This window comes from Bradyrhizobium manausense, assembly GCF_018131105.1.
In the GTDB taxonomy this organism is placed as follows: Bacteria; Pseudomonadota; Alphaproteobacteria; order Rhizobiales; family Xanthobacteraceae; genus Bradyrhizobium; species Bradyrhizobium manausense_B.
In genome coordinates, this window is sequence record NZ_JAFCJI010000001.1 from 2,292,365 (window position 1) to 2,307,259 (window position 14,895).

The 14,895-nt window shown below is 62.8% G+C and carries 18 protein-coding genes and 1 tRNA gene; 12 read left to right on the forward strand and 7 right to left on the reverse strand.

All coding sequences use genetic code 11. The features are described 5' to 3' along the window. The first annotated feature begins 673 nt into the window (after window positions 1–673). Together JQ631_RS10820 and JQ631_RS10825 are read left to right on the forward strand one after the other, a co-directional pair. Window positions 674–1,126: a VOC family protein gene (locus JQ631_RS10820; RefSeq protein ID WP_212326088.1), complete on the forward strand. Its 453-nt coding sequence runs from the start codon at window positions 674–676 to the stop codon at window positions 1,124–1,126. Window positions 1,127–1,445: 319 nt separating this feature from the next. Further along, a complete protein-coding gene (locus tag JQ631_RS10825) occupies window positions 1,446–2,084 on the forward strand; it encodes a glutathione S-transferase family protein (protein ID WP_212326089.1) in 639 nt (212 codons plus the stop codon). A 117-nt stretch (window positions 2,085–2,201) separates the two neighbouring features. Here the strand turns inward: JQ631_RS10825 and JQ631_RS10830 are convergent, their stop codons facing one another. From JQ631_RS10830 to JQ631_RS10840, 3 genes are read right to left on the reverse strand one after another with little or no spacing between them, the layout of a single operon-like run. Beyond that, on the reverse strand, window positions 2,202–2,369 hold the full coding sequence (locus JQ631_RS10830) for a hypothetical protein (protein WP_212326090.1): 168 nt from the start codon (window positions 2,367–2,369) through the stop codon (window positions 2,202–2,204). A gap of 9 nt (window positions 2,370–2,378) precedes the next feature. Then, a complete protein-coding gene (locus tag JQ631_RS10835; protein WP_212326091.1) occupies window positions 2,379–2,618 on the reverse strand; it encodes a hypothetical protein in 240 nt (79 codons plus the stop codon). A 44-nt stretch (window positions 2,619–2,662) separates the two neighbouring features. Beyond that, window positions 2,663–2,917: a PilZ domain-containing protein gene (locus tag JQ631_RS10840; RefSeq protein ID WP_212328567.1), complete on the reverse strand. Its 255-nt coding sequence runs from the start codon at window positions 2,915–2,917 to the stop codon at window positions 2,663–2,665. A 226-nt stretch (window positions 2,918–3,143) separates the two neighbouring features. Between JQ631_RS10840 and JQ631_RS10845 the strand changes: the two genes are divergently transcribed. Both JQ631_RS10845 and JQ631_RS10850 read left to right on the forward strand, forming a co-directional pair. Beyond that, window positions 3,144–3,218: transfer RNA gene (locus JQ631_RS10845), tRNA-Glu, on the forward strand. Window positions 3,219–3,264: 46 nt separating this feature from the next. Further along, the gene (locus tag JQ631_RS10850) at window positions 3,265–3,441 is read left to right on the forward strand and encodes a hypothetical protein (protein ID WP_212326092.1); all 177 of its coding nucleotides are present in this window, start codon (window positions 3,265–3,267) and stop codon (window positions 3,439–3,441) included. 87 nt (window positions 3,442–3,528) lie between these two features. Here JQ631_RS10850 and JQ631_RS10855 read toward each other — a convergent pair whose 3' ends face one another. Continuing rightward, complete coding sequence (locus tag JQ631_RS10855) at window positions 3,529–3,672, reverse strand: hypothetical protein (protein ID WP_212326093.1); 144 nt, start codon at window positions 3,670–3,672, stop codon at window positions 3,529–3,531. Window positions 3,673–3,802: 130 nt separating this feature from the next. On the opposite strand from JQ631_RS10855, the gene JQ631_RS10860 reads away from it, so the two are divergent. Further along, window positions 3,803–5,002, forward strand: coding sequence for an acyltransferase family protein (locus JQ631_RS10860; protein WP_212326094.1), 1,200 nt, complete (start codon window positions 3,803–3,805; stop codon window positions 5,000–5,002). Between the two features lie 324 nt (window positions 5,003–5,326). Here JQ631_RS10860 and JQ631_RS10865 read toward each other — a convergent pair whose 3' ends face one another. After that, window positions 5,327–6,934 (reverse strand): hypothetical protein, encoded by a 1,608-nt coding sequence (locus JQ631_RS10865; RefSeq protein ID WP_212326095.1) that lies wholly within the window; start codon window positions 6,932–6,934, stop codon window positions 5,327–5,329. Between the two features lie 43 nt (window positions 6,935–6,977). Continuing rightward, window positions 6,978–8,423, reverse strand: a complete 1,446-nt coding sequence (locus JQ631_RS10870; protein WP_212326096.1) for a glycosyltransferase — start codon at window positions 8,421–8,423, stop codon at window positions 6,978–6,980. A 316-nt stretch (window positions 8,424–8,739) separates the two neighbouring features. Here JQ631_RS10870 and JQ631_RS10875 point away from each other — a divergent pair, with 316 nt between their 5' ends. From JQ631_RS10875 to JQ631_RS10905, 7 genes are all read left to right on the forward strand, one after another. Beyond that, window positions 8,740–9,426: a hypothetical protein gene (locus JQ631_RS10875; protein ID WP_212326098.1), complete on the forward strand. Its 687-nt coding sequence runs from the start codon at window positions 8,740–8,742 to the stop codon at window positions 9,424–9,426. A 136-nt stretch (window positions 9,427–9,562) separates the two neighbouring features. Further along, window positions 9,563–9,754, forward strand: a complete 192-nt coding sequence (locus JQ631_RS10880; RefSeq protein WP_212326099.1) for a hypothetical protein — start codon at window positions 9,563–9,565, stop codon at window positions 9,752–9,754. Between the two features lie 243 nt (window positions 9,755–9,997). Next, window positions 9,998–10,624 (forward strand): PilZ domain-containing protein, encoded by a 627-nt coding sequence (locus JQ631_RS10885; protein WP_212326100.1) that lies wholly within the window; start codon window positions 9,998–10,000, stop codon window positions 10,622–10,624. Between the two features lie 116 nt (window positions 10,625–10,740). Further along, the gene (locus JQ631_RS10890) at window positions 10,741–10,983 is read left to right on the forward strand and encodes a hypothetical protein (protein ID WP_212326101.1); all 243 of its coding nucleotides are present in this window, start codon (window positions 10,741–10,743) and stop codon (window positions 10,981–10,983) included. 583 nt (window positions 10,984–11,566) lie between these two features. Beyond that, a complete protein-coding gene (locus JQ631_RS10895) occupies window positions 11,567–12,607 on the forward strand; it encodes a PrsW family glutamic-type intramembrane protease (protein ID WP_212326102.1) in 1,041 nt (346 codons plus the stop codon). A gap of 69 nt (window positions 12,608–12,676) precedes the next feature. Continuing rightward, the gene (locus JQ631_RS10900; RefSeq protein ID WP_212326103.1) at window positions 12,677–13,255 is read left to right on the forward strand and encodes an HdeD family acid-resistance protein; all 579 of its coding nucleotides are present in this window, start codon (window positions 12,677–12,679) and stop codon (window positions 13,253–13,255) included. A gap of 234 nt (window positions 13,256–13,489) precedes the next feature. After that, window positions 13,490–14,575: a 3-deoxy-7-phosphoheptulonate synthase gene (locus JQ631_RS10905; RefSeq protein ID WP_212326104.1), complete on the forward strand. Its 1,086-nt coding sequence runs from the start codon at window positions 13,490–13,492 to the stop codon at window positions 14,573–14,575. Between the two features lie 63 nt (window positions 14,576–14,638). On the opposite strand, the gene JQ631_RS10910 is transcribed toward JQ631_RS10905, so the two are convergent. Continuing rightward, entirely contained in the window at window positions 14,639–14,893 is a 255-nt protein-coding gene (locus JQ631_RS10910; RefSeq protein ID WP_212326105.1) for a hypothetical protein, read from the reverse strand. Between the last annotated feature and the right edge of the window lie 2 nt (window positions 14,894–14,895).

Here is a 14,895-nt window from a genome sequence, read left to right on the forward strand (position 1 = left end):
AACGTTGCGGAGGAGAAGTCATCTGCTCTCCACCAGGCTGTAGGTAGTGCTCGCCAAAGCACTACCTACTTCCCGCATATCAGCGGTTCGCGTTGACCGAAAGGCCACTGCGGAATATGAGCATCACTTATCCCGTGGTGATTTGAGCGGTCGATTTTGACAGTCTCGCCCTTGATTTGTGAATCCGGCAAAGCCGTCAAAGCCTTAGGGTGTTGATAAGTATCCGCCCTGCTACCTTGACATGGGATAACTTTTTTCAGACCTCCCGGCCCGTACGTGCCTTTCCCCGCTCTTGATGCTGATTCGCAAATCACCGCTGATGGCCACAAGGGTACTGCCCATGAGCACGCTGACGTATTGGGTCTACTGGGCCCTAGGGATAATTGTTGAGGCTTCGGTTGGCGCCGGGATGGCTGAAAGCCTGCTGTGGCTACGTCCCGCCTGCGGCTGATGAGTCTTCGAACGACTTCCGCCTGAAGTTTCGGTGACAGTAAATTCGTCCGGCGCTGCCGCGCCTGCAGCTTCGGTCGACACTGTGCCGATTTACTTCACTACACACCCCTCACGCACACGTTTCCCCCCGCCCCCTGCCCCTCCCGCCACTTTCCTGCTATCTCTCCCCCGCCGTTCCGGCCCAGACAAAACCCTCTGATCATCCAAGGGAGCAAGAAACATGCGTTATCTCCACACCATGCTGCGCGTGCGCAATCTCGATGTCGCGCTGAAGTTTTACCAGGATGCGCTGGGGCTGAAGGAGGTGCGGCGGATCGAGAACGACAAGGGGCGCTTCACGCTCGTGTTCCTGTGCTCGGCTGACGATCTCGAGGCGCTGAAAAAGCAACCGCAGACGCGCGGCGCGCCGCTGGTCGAGCTCACCTGGAATTGGGACGAGGAGAAGTATGGCGAGGATCGCTTCTTCGGCCATCTCGCCTATGAGGTCGACGACATCTACGCCACCTGCGAGAAGCTGATGAAGGCGGGCGTCACCATCAACCGGCCGCCGCGCGACGGCAACATGGCCTTCGTCCGCTCGCCCGACCTGCACTCGATCGAGATCCTGCAGAAGGGCGACCCGAAGGCGCCGGCCGAGCCGTGGGCGTCGATGCCGAATACCGGCCATTGGTAGGCGAACTCGGCAGGAACCAGCGCCGTACCCCCGCGTTCACTCCAGGACAATGCGATTGGAGGAGAACGCGATGGGACGCGGAATTTTGTTGTGGCTGCTGGGCGTGCCGATACCGGTGATCATTCTGCTGTGGCTGTTCTTCGGCCACTGATATCAGCGCAAACGCATCTCGTGTTTGTCGCGCCGGCTGACTTCCAGCAATGAAAGCTCCGCTCTTCGAGCGGAGCTTTTTGCATGAGGGGCTCGCGACAATGCGCATCGTTCGCCGGGGCGAATTCGGCTATCACCTGCGGCACATGAACGCCGCGGGAGATGCTTGATGCCGGACACACAGCTGACGATCTGGGGCCGCGCCAATTCGGTCAACGTGCAGAAGGTGCTGTGGTGCCTCGCGGAGCTCAGCCTGTCCTATCAGCGCATCGATGCCGGCATGCAATACGGCAAGACGCGCGAGCCGAATTATCTCGCGATGAACCCCAATGCGCGGATCCCGACGCTGGTCGAGGGTGACTTCGTGCTATGGGAGTCCAATTCGATCATGCGCTATCTCTGCATGGCGCATGGGCGCGGCACGCCGATCTATCCGGAAGCGCCGAAGAGCCGCGCCGGCGTCGACCGCTGGCTCGACTGGACGCTGTCGACCGTGCAGCCGGTCGACCGCCCGGTGTTCTGGGGCATCGTGCGCACGGCGCCCGCCGAGCGCGACATGGTCAAGGTGCAGAAGGATGCCGATACGGCCGCCGAGGTCTGGGCGATCGCCGACCGCCTGCTCGCCACGCGGCCGTTCCTGGAGGGCGACGCGTTCACGCTCGCCGATATCGCAGTCGGCGCCTATGCGCGGCGCTGGCTCGGCGTCGAGGGAATCACCCGGCCGGCGCAACCGAACCTCACGCGGTGGCTCGCCGAGCTCGGCCGGCGGCCCGGATTTGCCCGGCACGTGGCGCCGCCGATGTCGTGAGCCGCTGACGCGGCTTAAGCTGTGGTGACAACGCGCGGAATCGCGCCGGCCGCGCAAATGGCCCGGATCGGCCGGCTACTGTGCATGGGGTTGTTTTCGCGTTTTTGCTTGGGCGGCCTAGTGCCAGCCGCGCTCGACCAGCAGGACGACGGCGATCAGCGCCAGCGTGACGACCGCGGTGGCGAGCTTTGCGGTCATGGAGAGCCCGCGGCCGACCCACCACAGCAGCGCGCAATACATCAGCGCGGGAACGAGCAAATCGAGCCGCAACAGGTCCGGCGACATCGGAGGCCCTCAGCGCCTTACCGTGGCGTCGATCGAGCCGCCGATCTTCACGCAGGTCCCGGTCGCCTCGACGAAGGTGAAGCCCTGACCATAGGAAGCGCAGCCGTTGGCTTTGGCTGCTCCGGTGGCGCCCCTCAGCGGCAGGGCCTTGCCGGACTGCGGCTGCCCGGTCGGCGGCAGGCGCAAGGTCTCGGCCCCGGCCGCGGAGGTCAGTGCGAAAGAGATCAGGAAGAGGACCGTTGCGCGCATGCGGTCTTGTAACCCGGACCCGGGCCAGGCGCTATCCGGCGGCCTCAGAGGAACCGGACGCCGGCCGACTTGCCCCGGCGCCAGACCACCTGGCAGCTCCGCCCGGTCCGCGCGTCCCGCGCAAAGGCCATCCGGATCACGCCCGGGAGCTGGCTCGCATCATCGTCCATAGTGATCCTGGCGCCCGAGGCCGATATGTCCTGAACCAGGCAATGCCGCGCCGCGAATCCGCCCTCGAGCGTGATCCAGGCATGCTGCGACAGCAATTTGCGGGCTGCGCGCTTCTTGGGCTGCGGCATCGGCGAAAAAATCTCCAGCCCCAGCGCTAACCCATGGAACCCTAAAAAACCGTTGAAATGGCCGTCCGAACGATCCCGGACGAGGCTATCCACCGGCCCAAAAGAGCGTTCCGGAACGGCTTGCCCATGGACGCAAAGGCCACTATACGTTCGCCCGCTGCAAGCCACCGGGCACGACTCGGACGGCCAGCGGGCCTGTCGCCACGTGCTATCAGGCCTTGCGTTTGCTCCCTTCGTCTATCGGTTAGGACGCCACCCTTTCACGGTGGAGAGAGCGGTTCGATTCCGCTAGGGAGCGCCAACAAAATCAATTACTTAGCGTCCTGCTTTGCCACCATGTCCAACACATGGCCAATAAACGCGCGTGGACACTTGAGCAGCGGCGACTGCGCGAGTTGGAGCGCATTTGCCTGGAATGGGCAGATCATGCGGATCTGATCCTGGCGCGAGACGGGCTGATCGCGCTGGCGGCCGGCTCCGGCGCCGCGGCGGACGCGATCGCGAGATCGTCGATGCCCTGCTGATGCTGCCTCACGTCGCGCGGTGGATTTTGTGTTTCTGTTGCGTTTTGTGTTTCTGTTGCGTGCGGTAAGATGCCCCCCGGTAGCCACTCACAGTTTGCTCTGGAGTGCATGATGCAGAACTTTGTAACCGGAAGCGTTGTGGTCGCTGTAGGTTTTATGGTCTTGCTTGCCTTCTCCCAAAAGCACCATCAATGCTGGAATGGGCACGTGCTGCAAGATTTGCACGAGCATGTGCTAACTCACCAGCCTTGCGGATCCCTCAGTAGCGCCTCGATGTAGGAGCCCGCCGCTCTCTGGAGCTTTCCACACCGCGCAGTGGGTCGCGTCCGTTCGGAGCCGATCGACGATTTGCGGGGCAGGCTTGACGACAAACTACAGCGCTATTCAATTCGCAGCCATGCCGGATTTGCCGGCAAGCGTGGAGCCCGGTTTGCCCCATGACTCACCAGCCGCGCGCCGTATTTCCGGCGGTGCGCGACTCCCCGAACTCGACGGTGCGCGCGGACTTGCCGCTCTCAGCGTCGTCATTGCGCATTATTTCGGCGAGGTCGATCACGCTCTGTATGGCTTCGAATTCGGCTGGATGGGCATTGACCTGTTCTTCGTACTCTCGGGGTTTCTGATCGGCTCGATCATTATGGAGCGAAAGGATAGTCCGAATTTCCTCGCCGTGTTCTACGCCAAGCGCAGCTTGCGCATCCTGCCGGTCTACGCGCTGATCCTGACCGCGACGCTCGGGTTCATTCAGCTGAAGGCGCCGGAGCCGTGGATCGCTAACACTCTCCCCGCAGCAACTTACGCCACCTTCACGCAGAACATTGCAATGGCTTGGCTCGGCGATCGCGGCTCCCTTTGGCTGCTGCCGACATGGACGCTCGCGGTCGAAGAGCAATTCTACCTAGCCGTTCCCCTTTTGATGATGCTGATCTCAGCACGCGCGCTGCTGCCGGCGATCCTGGCTGGCATCGGGCTCTGCCTGCTGACGCGCACCGCGCTCTACCTAGTCGGATCGGACTTTCCCTCGCGGCTGCTGCTCGTTAGCAATGGCCACATCCTTTTGATCGGGGTGCTCGCCGCCTACATCCAGCACCACGACGTCAGGATTCCGCAGCTGGTTCTACGCCTCGTTCCGCTGGCGTCGATCGTAGTTTTCGATGCCATCATTTTGATGGCGCAAGTCCATGTGTTCCTGGCGCTGCTCGCTCCCCTGTTTGCCTCGTACATTCTACTCGCGGCGCGCGGCTGGCCACGGCTCGGCTTCCTACGGGCACGTTGGCTGCGCGCGCTCGGGGCCATCTCCTATTGCCTCTATTTGGTTCATCAGCCGATCAGCGGCATGATGCATGGCCTGATCCTCAACGGAGTGCCTGATATCGCGACGATGCCTCAGGTTCTGGTGACGTTCGGCGCAATAGTCGTTTCGGTCGCCATCGCTACCGTCTCGTATTTTCTATTGGAACGACCATTTGTGCGGTTCGCCAGAACCATCTTCTATGCCGATGCGCTCCCGCGCGGCGAAAGGCCAGACCACCAGCCGTTGTCGGCCGACGAGCTGCACTGATGGGATGTTCGAGCACAGCATATGAGCATTTTTTCTATCTTCTTGGTGTCGCTAAAGCGGGCGGACCGCCAGCGTGAACCGGCGGGCCGCTCGATCTGCGTTCGGCATCTAATTCCGATCACCCGCCGGCTCGAATGCCGCAGGGTAACTGCGCGGGCGGCTTTTCCTCGGTCCAGCCCAGCACTTGGCATGCAAGCGTCGCCATATAGGGCGTCGGCTCGGTGATGCGGGCTACGACCTGTCGGTGATCAGGGTATTCCGTCCCAGGCACGGTGGAGAGAGCGGTTCAATTCCGCTATGCAGCGCCACCTCATCCAGGTCCCTTCACCGTTCGGCCAGGAAGCTGTCGCGCACCTTCGCGCAGGCGAGCCCGACGGTATAGACGTGGACCCCCTCGATCTCGCAATGGTCCAGCTTGAGCGCCAGCAGCCCGATCGCATTCTCGGAATCAAGCGCCACCGACGAGCGGACGACGATGCAGGGATAGTCGGTCGCAAGCTTGGCGTAGCTATAGGGGCGAAAGTCGTACTTGAGGACGTGCGTGTAGATGTTGTGATCCAGCAGCGGCACCGTGAAGTCGCTGGCGTAGGCCGCGGAAAACCTCTCCCGCATCGCCCGGTCGCCCCACAGCTGCAGCGTCATGTCCCAGCCGTGGTTCATGTCGTTCTCCGGCGCGCGCACGAACATGCCGGAGACGTTGGCGCAGGCGGGGCCGGCCGCGACCACGGCCTTCGAGAGCCTCGCCCCGATCGCGTTCAGGGCTGACGATTGCAGCGCCGCAGCGCGGGCGTCGATCAGCGTCACCGCACCCGTCACGACGCACAGGCTGCCTGCGAGCAGGCTCGGCGCAGCCCGCCAAATCGCCGGCACGAGACGCCTGAGCAGCACCACGACCAGCACCAGCACGCCCCCAGTCTGGACCCACGGCACCAGCATGTAGTGAAGCGCAAAATGCTTCGACGTCGCCACCAGATGCGTACCGTAGATCAAGACGGCAGCACCGAGCGTCAGGCTGACCGGATCCTGCCGGCTCCGACTTTTGATGGACCACGCCAGTGCCGTGCTCGCAGCAGCGACGTAGACGCCCGGCACCAGCGGCGCTGATGCCACGATCTCGCGCATGTTGGACCAGAACGTCCCGAAATCGATGAACCCTGCCTCGCCCTCGCCGTACTGTCCCTTGTGAGTGGCGATTTGCGCAAGCCATCCGAACCCGCGCGTGATCGTTCCGGGATTGAAGATCAGACTGAACGCCACGAAGCCGACCGCGCCGGTGATCATGGAGGCCACCAACGCCCGCCGGTTTCGCAGCAGGCACACGGCAAACAGCGCTTGCGGGAGATAGAGATATTTGGTCGAGAAACCGAGCGCGAAGATCACCCCGGACACGACACCGAGGCTGGTCGACGGAGCTTGCTCGTCGAGCGCAGCCTTGACCACCATCGCCATGCCGAACAGCGCGAACGCGGCCATCAGGCCTTCCGGCGCCAGCACCATCTGATAGTGAAATGCATCGGGGTGCACGAACGCACCGGCCTGAAACAGCATCGCAGCGATCGCGCTCCGCGTCGTCCGCCCGATGATGAGGCCGCCCGCCAGCAACGCGCCCGTCAGCACCAGCGCCTCGCCGGTTCGCGCCGCCCATGTGATCGCATCATAGTGCTTGAGCCCGAACGCAACGATATCCTCGGCACCGGAGACCAGCGCCCAGCCCCTGACGATCAGCTCGACGAGCAGCGTCGTCGTCGTTCCCGGGTGGTCGAATTTCAGCGAGCCGTATCCGGCCGCCGCCACCAGTCCATTCATGGTGTAGGCCGATTCCGGATCGACCTGGACGCCCCACACCGCCTGCCAGGCAGAATAGAGCAGCGTCGCCGCCAGATACAGCGACGGGACAACAAAGATCAGCAGCGTTCTGATCCTCCCGCTCACGTGCGTGTCCGGAAAGCAGCAATCGTCTGACATATATTGCGGCCTAGATCGCCTTGATCTTGAAGAAGGCGAACGCCACCATCTTCAGCAGCATCCAGCCATGGCGAAACCTGGAGATCTGAGTCTCGCCATAGGTGCGTGCGGCGTAGCGGATCGGCAGATCCACGGATTTCAGATTGAGCTTCGATGCGCCGAAGATCAGATCGAAATCGCCGAACGGGTCGAAATCACCGAAATAGGCTTTGCCGGCCTTCAGGCGTTGATAGTCGCTGCGCCGCAGGACCTTGGTGCCGCACAGCGTATCCGTGTAGCGCTGATTGAGCAGCCAGGAGAACAGGTAGGAAAAGATCTTGTTGGCGATCAGATTGAGAAAGCGCATCGCGCCGTCGTCCATGGGATAGACCAGACGCGATCCGTTGACGAACTCGCCCTTGCCCGACAACAGCGCTTCGGCAAATTTCGGAATCTGCTCCGGCGGCATGGTCAGGTCGGCGTCCAGAATGATCAGCACATCACCTCGGGCTACGTCGAATGCGGTGAACACGGCATCGGCTTTGCCCTTGCCGGGCTGGCGCATCACCTTGATGTCCCTGGACGGGTACGCCTGCCTGACCCGCTCCATCTCCTCGAAGGTCCCGTCCTGACTATGGCCTTCGATGAAGATGATTTCGATATCGCTGCAAAAGTCTGGAATGCGCTGAACCGCAGGCTCGATATTGCCGCACTCGTTGCGCGCAGGCACGACGACAGTAGCCGAGGCGAATGTCTCCCTCGCCCTGCGGTTCGAGCGTGCCACCAGATAGTGCCGAAGTGCCAGCTGGCGGATCCCCGGCAGAACGCTGACGAAACGATTGAGAAAACGTCCAAGCCCGAACATCCGCACCGGCGAAAGCACGCGTTGCTCCGACTTCACTGGGTCGAAATCCGCAAGCCTGGCAAGGCCGCGCAAGTCGGACGGCGACAGCACGTTCTGCGCCGGCTGCGGCATTCTGAGGCCGACGAACTCGGCGAATTTCAGAACGGGGTACCAGAGGTGCGAGAAGTAACCGATCACCAGCCGCGTATCCCGCGTGCAGAAGGGATGCAGCTGGGCGATGAACTTCTGGCAATCCTCCAGCGAGCCGATCGTATCGAGGACGAGAATGAAGTCGAACGGACCTTGCAACGCTTCGAGCGTCGCCGGGTCTTCGGCATCGCCTTCGACGAAAGTCAGGTCAGGGTGGCGCTGCCGCGCGATTGCGATTTGCTTGTGACAGAAATCGACTCCAACGCCATGTGATGGTGCGAGGCTTGCGAGCGTATCGCCAATGCCGCAGCCGATGTCGAGGACGCGACTTCCCGGCGGGATCAGAAACCGGAGATACCGTTCATCCTCGTCGTGGAAAAAGCCGTTCCTTTCGCGCCACGCCAAACGATCCGCGGCGATACGGTCAGCATGATCGAGAATACCTGCTTTCCGCGGCGCCAGGCAGCCGGACGTCACAGTCATGTCCATCGGAGGACACAGGTCTCGATGAGCCTGCCCGAACTGAAACGAACTGCAAAATCAAACGCGGCTGCGCAAAACGCAGCCATGAAAATAGCCATCAACATGGTCCCCCCAGACCTGTCCGTACACAAGCGCAACTAGGGCGCGAGATCAACAGAAAGATGGTCGATGAACGATTACGCGATGGATCCGGCATCGATCCCGTGAAAATCCGCAATGCCGGGATGAACCTCCCCGGCCCTTACGTCCGACCAATGTCCGGAGGAACCGTCTCGCTCGCCGGAACGCCTCACGAATGGAAGGATCTGGATGGGCCATGGAGCAGCGCAAGTCGATCCCGGAAGGCCAGTCCGGCGCGCCGCTGCCGGCATGGATGCAGCGCACGGCGTCCTACTCGCCGGACCGACGCGCCAAGATGCTGGAACACATGGCGCGCGCGAGATCGGTGCCGCCGGCCCAAGTCGCTCAGGCCAGACTCGCCAAGGCCCAAGTTGCTAGGGCCCAAGTCGCGGAAGTAACAGAGCCGTCGCGCATGAGCGGCTGGGACATTCTCCGCGACGCCTACGTCTGCGCCGTCCTGTCAGCGATCATCGCGTTCATTTTCCAATCACGCGTGCCCTTTTATCTCGGCGCGTTCATGTTCCTGACAGACGGCGAGCGTATCGAAAGCGCGCTCGGCATGGTCGGCATCCGGTTCGAGCCCGAAGCGATCGGGCCCGACATCGTCAAGGGTTTCATCTCCCTGTTCGGATGGTTCGCGCTGCTCGCGTCATTGCGGAGCTCCGCCCCCTCCTGGCTCGCAACGTGGATGCCTCCGACCGACCCATCCTGGTCTTTTATCGCCGGAATTGCCCTCGCGTTCGTTATCCTCGAAACGCTCGCGACACGCGCGATGCGACGCGGATTGCCGTGGTTCGGTTGGGACAACCTGACCTGGAAGATCGGCAAGCTCGCCCTGGCCATTGGCGCACTGGCTCTGCTGGTACTGCTCAGGGCTCTCTGAACGCGACCGCTCCGGGTGGACCAAAAGCCCCGCGTCAGGTCTCCGTAAGCCCATACAGCTAATTTGACAGCGCCCGATTCCGGGCCCCCAACCTCCAGCAGCAGATGGCGTTGCCGCGCGGTGAGACATGAGCTCCTTGGAGCCGCAGAAGCTCCGACAGATCGCGATCGTATCGCGCGCGCTGGCACGTCGGGACGGGATCGACTATCGGCAGACATCGCGGCACGAACGGCATCGATATCGTCGCGAGGCGATCATCACACTCCTCGGCAACTGGACCCTCGACGACATGCGCCTGGTCGACGGCAGTAAATGCCGGAGCGGCTGACGCAGCGAGACTCCCGATTACTCCGCATCGCTCCGCCCTTCGATCCTTGGCGGCCAGTCGCAATGACGTGGTTGTGAACCTACGCGCCCCACGACTGGGTCGTTTTGCCGCCATACCCGGCACATTTCCGCGCCGGCCATTTACCGGAAATTTACCCCTGCTCCTGAGCCGCGGTATCATTTGCTTAGAATTTGATCGCTACCGTGGAATTACGGAAACAATCCGAAACACAATCTGGCACCCATGTCCGTCGCAGAATTCCTCAGGCAGCGAGCAGTGGAAGTGAGCGTGAGCGGCAACTATTCGCTGCATCGCTGGTACGATTGCGAGGGTAAACTGCGAAACTTCGCCTGCCGTACCAAGCGCGTCTCGCCGTTCCGCATGATCGTGGACGTGCCGGTCGTCGGCAAGATCGGCGAGCGCGTGACCTCTTACTTCCAGGATTTCGGCGAATTCCAATGCACGATCAGCGCGACGCTGAAGTCGGGCTTTCTGATGGAGCTCGACATGACGCGGGCACGTCGCGCCTGGATGTCGGAAAAGCTGACCTGGCTCGAAAAGAAGCAGAAGGACGACAGCATCCTGGAGCTGCGGCGCGACGCGCGCTTCGTTCCGCAGTCCTCGCACACGGCCCTGACGCTTGCCGACGGCAGCACTCATTCCTGCTTCATCATCGACGTCTCCACGGCCGGCGTCGCGATCTCCTGCGAGTACGATCCGCCGGTCGGAACTCCGCTCGCAATCGGCGCCTGTGTCGGGCGCGTCATTCGCAAGTTCCAGAACGGCTTTGCGGTGCAGTTCGCCGAGAAGCAGCAGCAGGACGACCTCGTCCGCCTGATCGTACGCCAATCGGTGCCGCAGCCTGTCTGAAGCCGGCCAGATCAATCCGCATCGCTGCCCTATCACGGCCCCATTGCGGGATCAGCTTCTGGCAGGTCGAAGCCTTGGGCCGGACGTCAATGGCGGACTTGCGATCGGGGGACCGGATGGCAGTCAACAAGATTACCTGGGACAGGGTCGGCCGGGTCAGTGAGCCCGGACGCTACATGTATACGTTCGGCTGGCTCACCATCACGGCCGGCGACCTCGATATCTGGAAGCAATATCCGCAGGCCGCATTCACGCTGCTCGCGCACCATTCCGAGCCCGACGAGACCATCGGCGAAGAATTCAGTCTCGGCGCTTTCGACATCGCTCCCAACACCCCGCCGCCTTTCACCACTCACTGAGGACGGCAAGCGGGAACGCTCATGGCCCGGCGGGGCAACGTCACGGCGCGCCAGCCAAGCCCATTCAGGAACACATGGCATGGGCGTTGCTTATTCAACGCATGACCCAGATTCCTCCTGCCGACCAGGCCTTCCTGTTGCTGCTCATCGTCTCCTGCCTTGGCACGTGCCTCATACGCGCGCTTTGGGAGCTCGAGCAGATGCGAGGCCGCCGGATTGCGTCACGCGCCCGCGGGCGCCAAACCAAGCCTGACTAGGCCAAGCAGCTGGCCGCGCGTCGTCCAAACGAGGTTCATCCTGCCTCTGGACTCGCCGCGGGCGTACGTGCATCGTGAATCGAAGAAACCTGCACATTGCCTTGATCCGACTTATCAATCGCAATCCGGTGACGCCCGCGAACCCGTTACCGTCGCCGATGACGGGGTGGTTCTGTCATGCAATTGATTGCGCTCATGTTCTACACCTTGCGGTCCTGATGAACGCCATCTGTCGCGCCTGTTAAGCAACGCGACAGCAAACGAATGACAGATGGTCGCATCGGGAGACGTGGATAAGCGGACCGAGGGAACCTATTTTCGCGCCGATGTACCTGATTGAATCGCTCCCCACCGTCATCGGAACGGCCGCCATCGCCCCGGCGCTGCTGATGCTCTGGCTTGTCATTGCCGCCGAAGAACGCCCCGGACCGCCGGCCCAGGTCTGGACCGCCTTCCTGTTAGGAGCGGCCAGTATCTCGCTGCTGGGTCTCGCCCGGGCCCCGTTCGCCAAAATGGTTGCGGCGCCCGACAATCCCTGGGCGGCGCTCGTCATGCATTCGGTCTTCGGCGTCGCGCTGCCCGAGGAGGCTGTGAAGGTGATCGCGATCGTGCTGGTGTCCTCGACCAAGCGGCGAACCTTCGCCAACCCGATGGACACCGTGGTCTATGGCGCGGCCGTTGGCCTCGGCTTCGCGGCCTACGAAAACCTCGCTTATCTGGTTCAGCATGCCGAGATGTGGCGGTCGCTGGCGGCCCTTCGCAGCGTCCTGACCGTGCCATTCCACGGCGCGCTCGGCATCATCGCCGGCGCCTATTTGACGCTCGCGCGTGCCGGTACGGCGCTCGGCGCGAACCGCCATCATCGCGACTGGGCCCGCCTCTCCAGCCGCCTGCTGATCTTCGCCGGCCCGCTGGCGCTGCATTCGGCCTTCGACTTTCCGCTGCTCACGCTCCAGCGCATGCCGGACCTCGATCCCAACTTGCGAATGTGGCTGGGCGGCGCGAGCCTGCTGATCGGCTTCAGCTCGATCGCCTTCGCCATTCGCCTGGTCCGCCGCGTCGCGCGCCATCACGTGCCCCGCACCGACATCGCGCGGGAACGGCTGAGCCAGTTGCGGCGGATGTGGGCGCTGCTGCTCGCCGGAGGCGGTGTCGGCTTCCTTGGTCTCGCCTTCGTGCTGACCTCGATCCACCATTGGCTCGTCAACCCCGAGCGCAATCTGACGCTGGCATTGATCCCCATCGGCTTCGTCTCGATCCTGCTCGGCCTTGCGCTCCTGATCGTCACGACCGCGATCTACATTCTCGGCCGCAATCGCATCCGCACCAGCGGCGAGGGTTTTTCGTCAGCGCACGGCGGCGGTTGACCCGCGGGATGGCAAGCGTGGTGTGTGCGTATTAGATTGTGTGCACATCTATCGATCCGGAGCTTGCCGATGACATCGCCTGAGGATTTTTCACGGCTGCAATCCGCGATGAGCCGGGCGGTGAAGGCGCATTGGAAAGCGTTTCTGTTCGAAGGCATCTTGCTCACCATCCTCGGCATTGCCGCGCTGATCCTGCCGCCGCTCGCAAGCCTGGCCATCACGATCTTCCTCGGCTGGATGTTCATGGTCAGCGGGGTCGGCGGATTGATCGCGACCTATTGGGCGCGCGCCACGCCGGGCTTCTGGTGGTCGTTGATCTCGGCGGCGCTGGCCGTACTTGCCGGCATGCTGCTGCTGGCCCGCCCGATGCAGGCCGTGCTGACGTTGACCATCGTGCTCGGCGCCTACTTCCTCGCTGAGGGCGTCACCACCATCATGTACGCGCTGGAGCATCGCCGCGAGCTGAGCGGCCGCTGGTCGTGGCTGCTGATCTCGGGTTTCGTCGACATTGCGATCGCGTTCATGGTGATCACGGGACTGCCGAGCACGGCGGAATGGGCCATTGGGGTGCTGGTCGGCATCAACCTGCTGTTCGGCGGCGCGACCCTGATCGGCATGGCGCTGGCGGCGCGCAAAAGCAACAGTTGAGGCGCCTCGAAGCCCCGCCTTCCCAATTGGGGGGTGACAAGGCGCCAGTGGCACGCTATATGGCGATCCATGATCACCGTCGCCACCAGCTATTTTTGGTACTTTAGCTACGACAGCTTGCTGGCGGCAGGAGGATCGCGCTCAATCTAGAATATTGAAGCAAACGTCCGAACAGCCGCCAGACCTGGCGGCTTTTTTATTGGCCGGCAGGTTCTCAACAGACAGGAGCCCGCCGTGCTGAGCACGACTGACGATCTTCGTATCCGCGAACTGAAAGAGCTGAGCACGCCCGAGGAGGTGATGCGGGAAGTCCCGCGCACCCTCACGGCTACCCGCGTGGTGATGGCGGCGCGCAACGCCATCCACGCCATCCTCAATGGCCAGGACGACCGGCTCCTGGTTGTCGTCGGCCCCTGCTCGGTGCACGATCCCAGGGCCGCGCTCGAATATGCAGAACGGCTTGCGGCCTTGCGCGAAGAACTCGCCGACCAGCTCGAGATCGTGATGCGGGTCTATTTCGAGAAGCCGCGCACCACGGTCGGCTGGAAGGGCCTGATCAACGATCCCGATCTCGACGGCAGCTTCGACATCAACAAGGGCTTGCGGCTGGCGCGCAACGTGCTGTCGGCGATCAACAACCTCGGTCTGCCCGCCGGCGCCGAATTCCTCGACATGACGACGCCGCAATACATCGCCGACCTCGTGTCGTGGGCGGCGATCGGCGCGCGCACGACCGAGAGCCAGATCCATCGCGAGCTGGCCTCGGGGCTGTCATGCCCGGTCGGGTTCAAGAACGGCACCGACGGCAATGTCCGCATTGCGGCCGATGCGGTGAAGTCGGCTTCGCATCCGCATCATTTCATGGCGGTGACCAAGCTCGGCCGTTCGGCGATCGCCTCGACCGCGGGCAATGAAGACTGCCACATCATCCTGCGCGGCGGCAGCAAGCCGAACTACGATGCGGCAAGCGTCGCGTCGGCTTGCAACGATCTGGCGAAATCCGGTGTCGCGCCGCTGGTGATGGTGGATGCGAGCCACGCCAATTCGAGCAAGAAGCCGGACAACCAGCCTCTGGTCACGGCCGACATCGCCGGCCAGATCTCGGGCGGCGAGAACCGCATCATGGGCGTGATGATCGAGAGCAATCTCGTCGCGGGTCGTCAGGACGTGGTGCCCGGCAAGCCGCTGACTTACGGCCAGAGCATCACGGACGGATGCATAGATTGGGCGACCACGGCCACCGTGCTGGAGCAGCTCGCTGATGCGGTCGAGATCCGCCGCAACGCCGCGCGCGCCGGACTGCACGAGCGCTCCGCGTAGTCAGGGCCAAAGGCGGGCGGGGCGATGCTGTTCGCGCCCTGCCCGTCACTTCGCAGGTGCGGTCTAACAGCCGCGGCAGATGCTCTTGATCTTCTTGTCGAGCAGAGCGTCTTCCTTGTTCACGGGATTGTTCGGATCGTTCAAGCTCTTCTCGCTCGGCACGTCGCCGGCACGCGGCTGGCGGTGACCGATGGGCGCCTGCGGCACCGTTCCCGACGTGGCGCCGCCCGACGTCGACGATCCTTTTGCGCCGCTCTGCGCAATCGCCGTGCCGCCCAGCAAGACCACGAGCGATGCTGCCACGATGATCTTCTTCATGT

Bases quoted from the DNA above. Each gene is read 5' to 3' on its own strand.
- JQ631_RS10820 (WP_212326088.1), top strand. From the start codon at position 674: ATGCGTTATCTCCACACCATGCTGCGCGTGCGCAATCTCGATGTCGCG.
- JQ631_RS10825 (WP_212326089.1), top strand. From the start codon at position 1,446: ATGCCGGACACACAGCTGACGATCTGGGGCCGCGCCAATTCGGTCAAC.
- JQ631_RS10830 (WP_212326090.1), bottom strand. From the start codon at position 2,369: ATGTCGCCGGACCTGTTGCGGCTCGATTTGCTCGTTCCCGCGCTGATG.
- JQ631_RS10835 (WP_212326091.1), bottom strand. From the start codon at position 2,618: ATGCGCGCAACGGTCCTCTTCCTGATCTCTTTCGCACTGACCTCCGCG.
- JQ631_RS10840 (WP_212328567.1), bottom strand. From the start codon at position 2,917: ATGCCGCAGCCCAAGAAGCGCGCAGCCCGCAAATTGCTGTCGCAGCAT.
- JQ631_RS10850 (WP_212326092.1), top strand. From the start codon at position 3,265: ATGGCCAATAAACGCGCGTGGACACTTGAGCAGCGGCGACTGCGCGAG.
- JQ631_RS10855 (WP_212326093.1), bottom strand. From the start codon at position 3,672: ATGCTCGTGCAAATCTTGCAGCACGTGCCCATTCCAGCATTGATGGTG.
- JQ631_RS10870 (WP_212326096.1), bottom strand. From the start codon at position 8,423: ATGACTGTGACGTCCGGCTGCCTGGCGCCGCGGAAAGCAGGTATTCTC.
- JQ631_RS10875 (WP_212326098.1), top strand. From the start codon at position 8,740: ATGGAGCAGCGCAAGTCGATCCCGGAAGGCCAGTCCGGCGCGCCGCTG.
- JQ631_RS10885 (WP_212326100.1), top strand. From the start codon at position 9,998: ATGTCCGTCGCAGAATTCCTCAGGCAGCGAGCAGTGGAAGTGAGCGTG.
- JQ631_RS10890 (WP_212326101.1), top strand. From the start codon at position 10,741: ATGGCAGTCAACAAGATTACCTGGGACAGGGTCGGCCGGGTCAGTGAG.
- JQ631_RS10895 (WP_212326102.1), top strand. From the start codon at position 11,567: ATGTACCTGATTGAATCGCTCCCCACCGTCATCGGAACGGCCGCCATC.
- JQ631_RS10900 (WP_212326103.1), top strand. From the start codon at position 12,677: ATGACATCGCCTGAGGATTTTTCACGGCTGCAATCCGCGATGAGCCGG.
- JQ631_RS10910 (WP_212326105.1), bottom strand. From the start codon at position 14,893: ATGAAGAAGATCATCGTGGCAGCATCGCTCGTGGTCTTGCTGGGCGGC.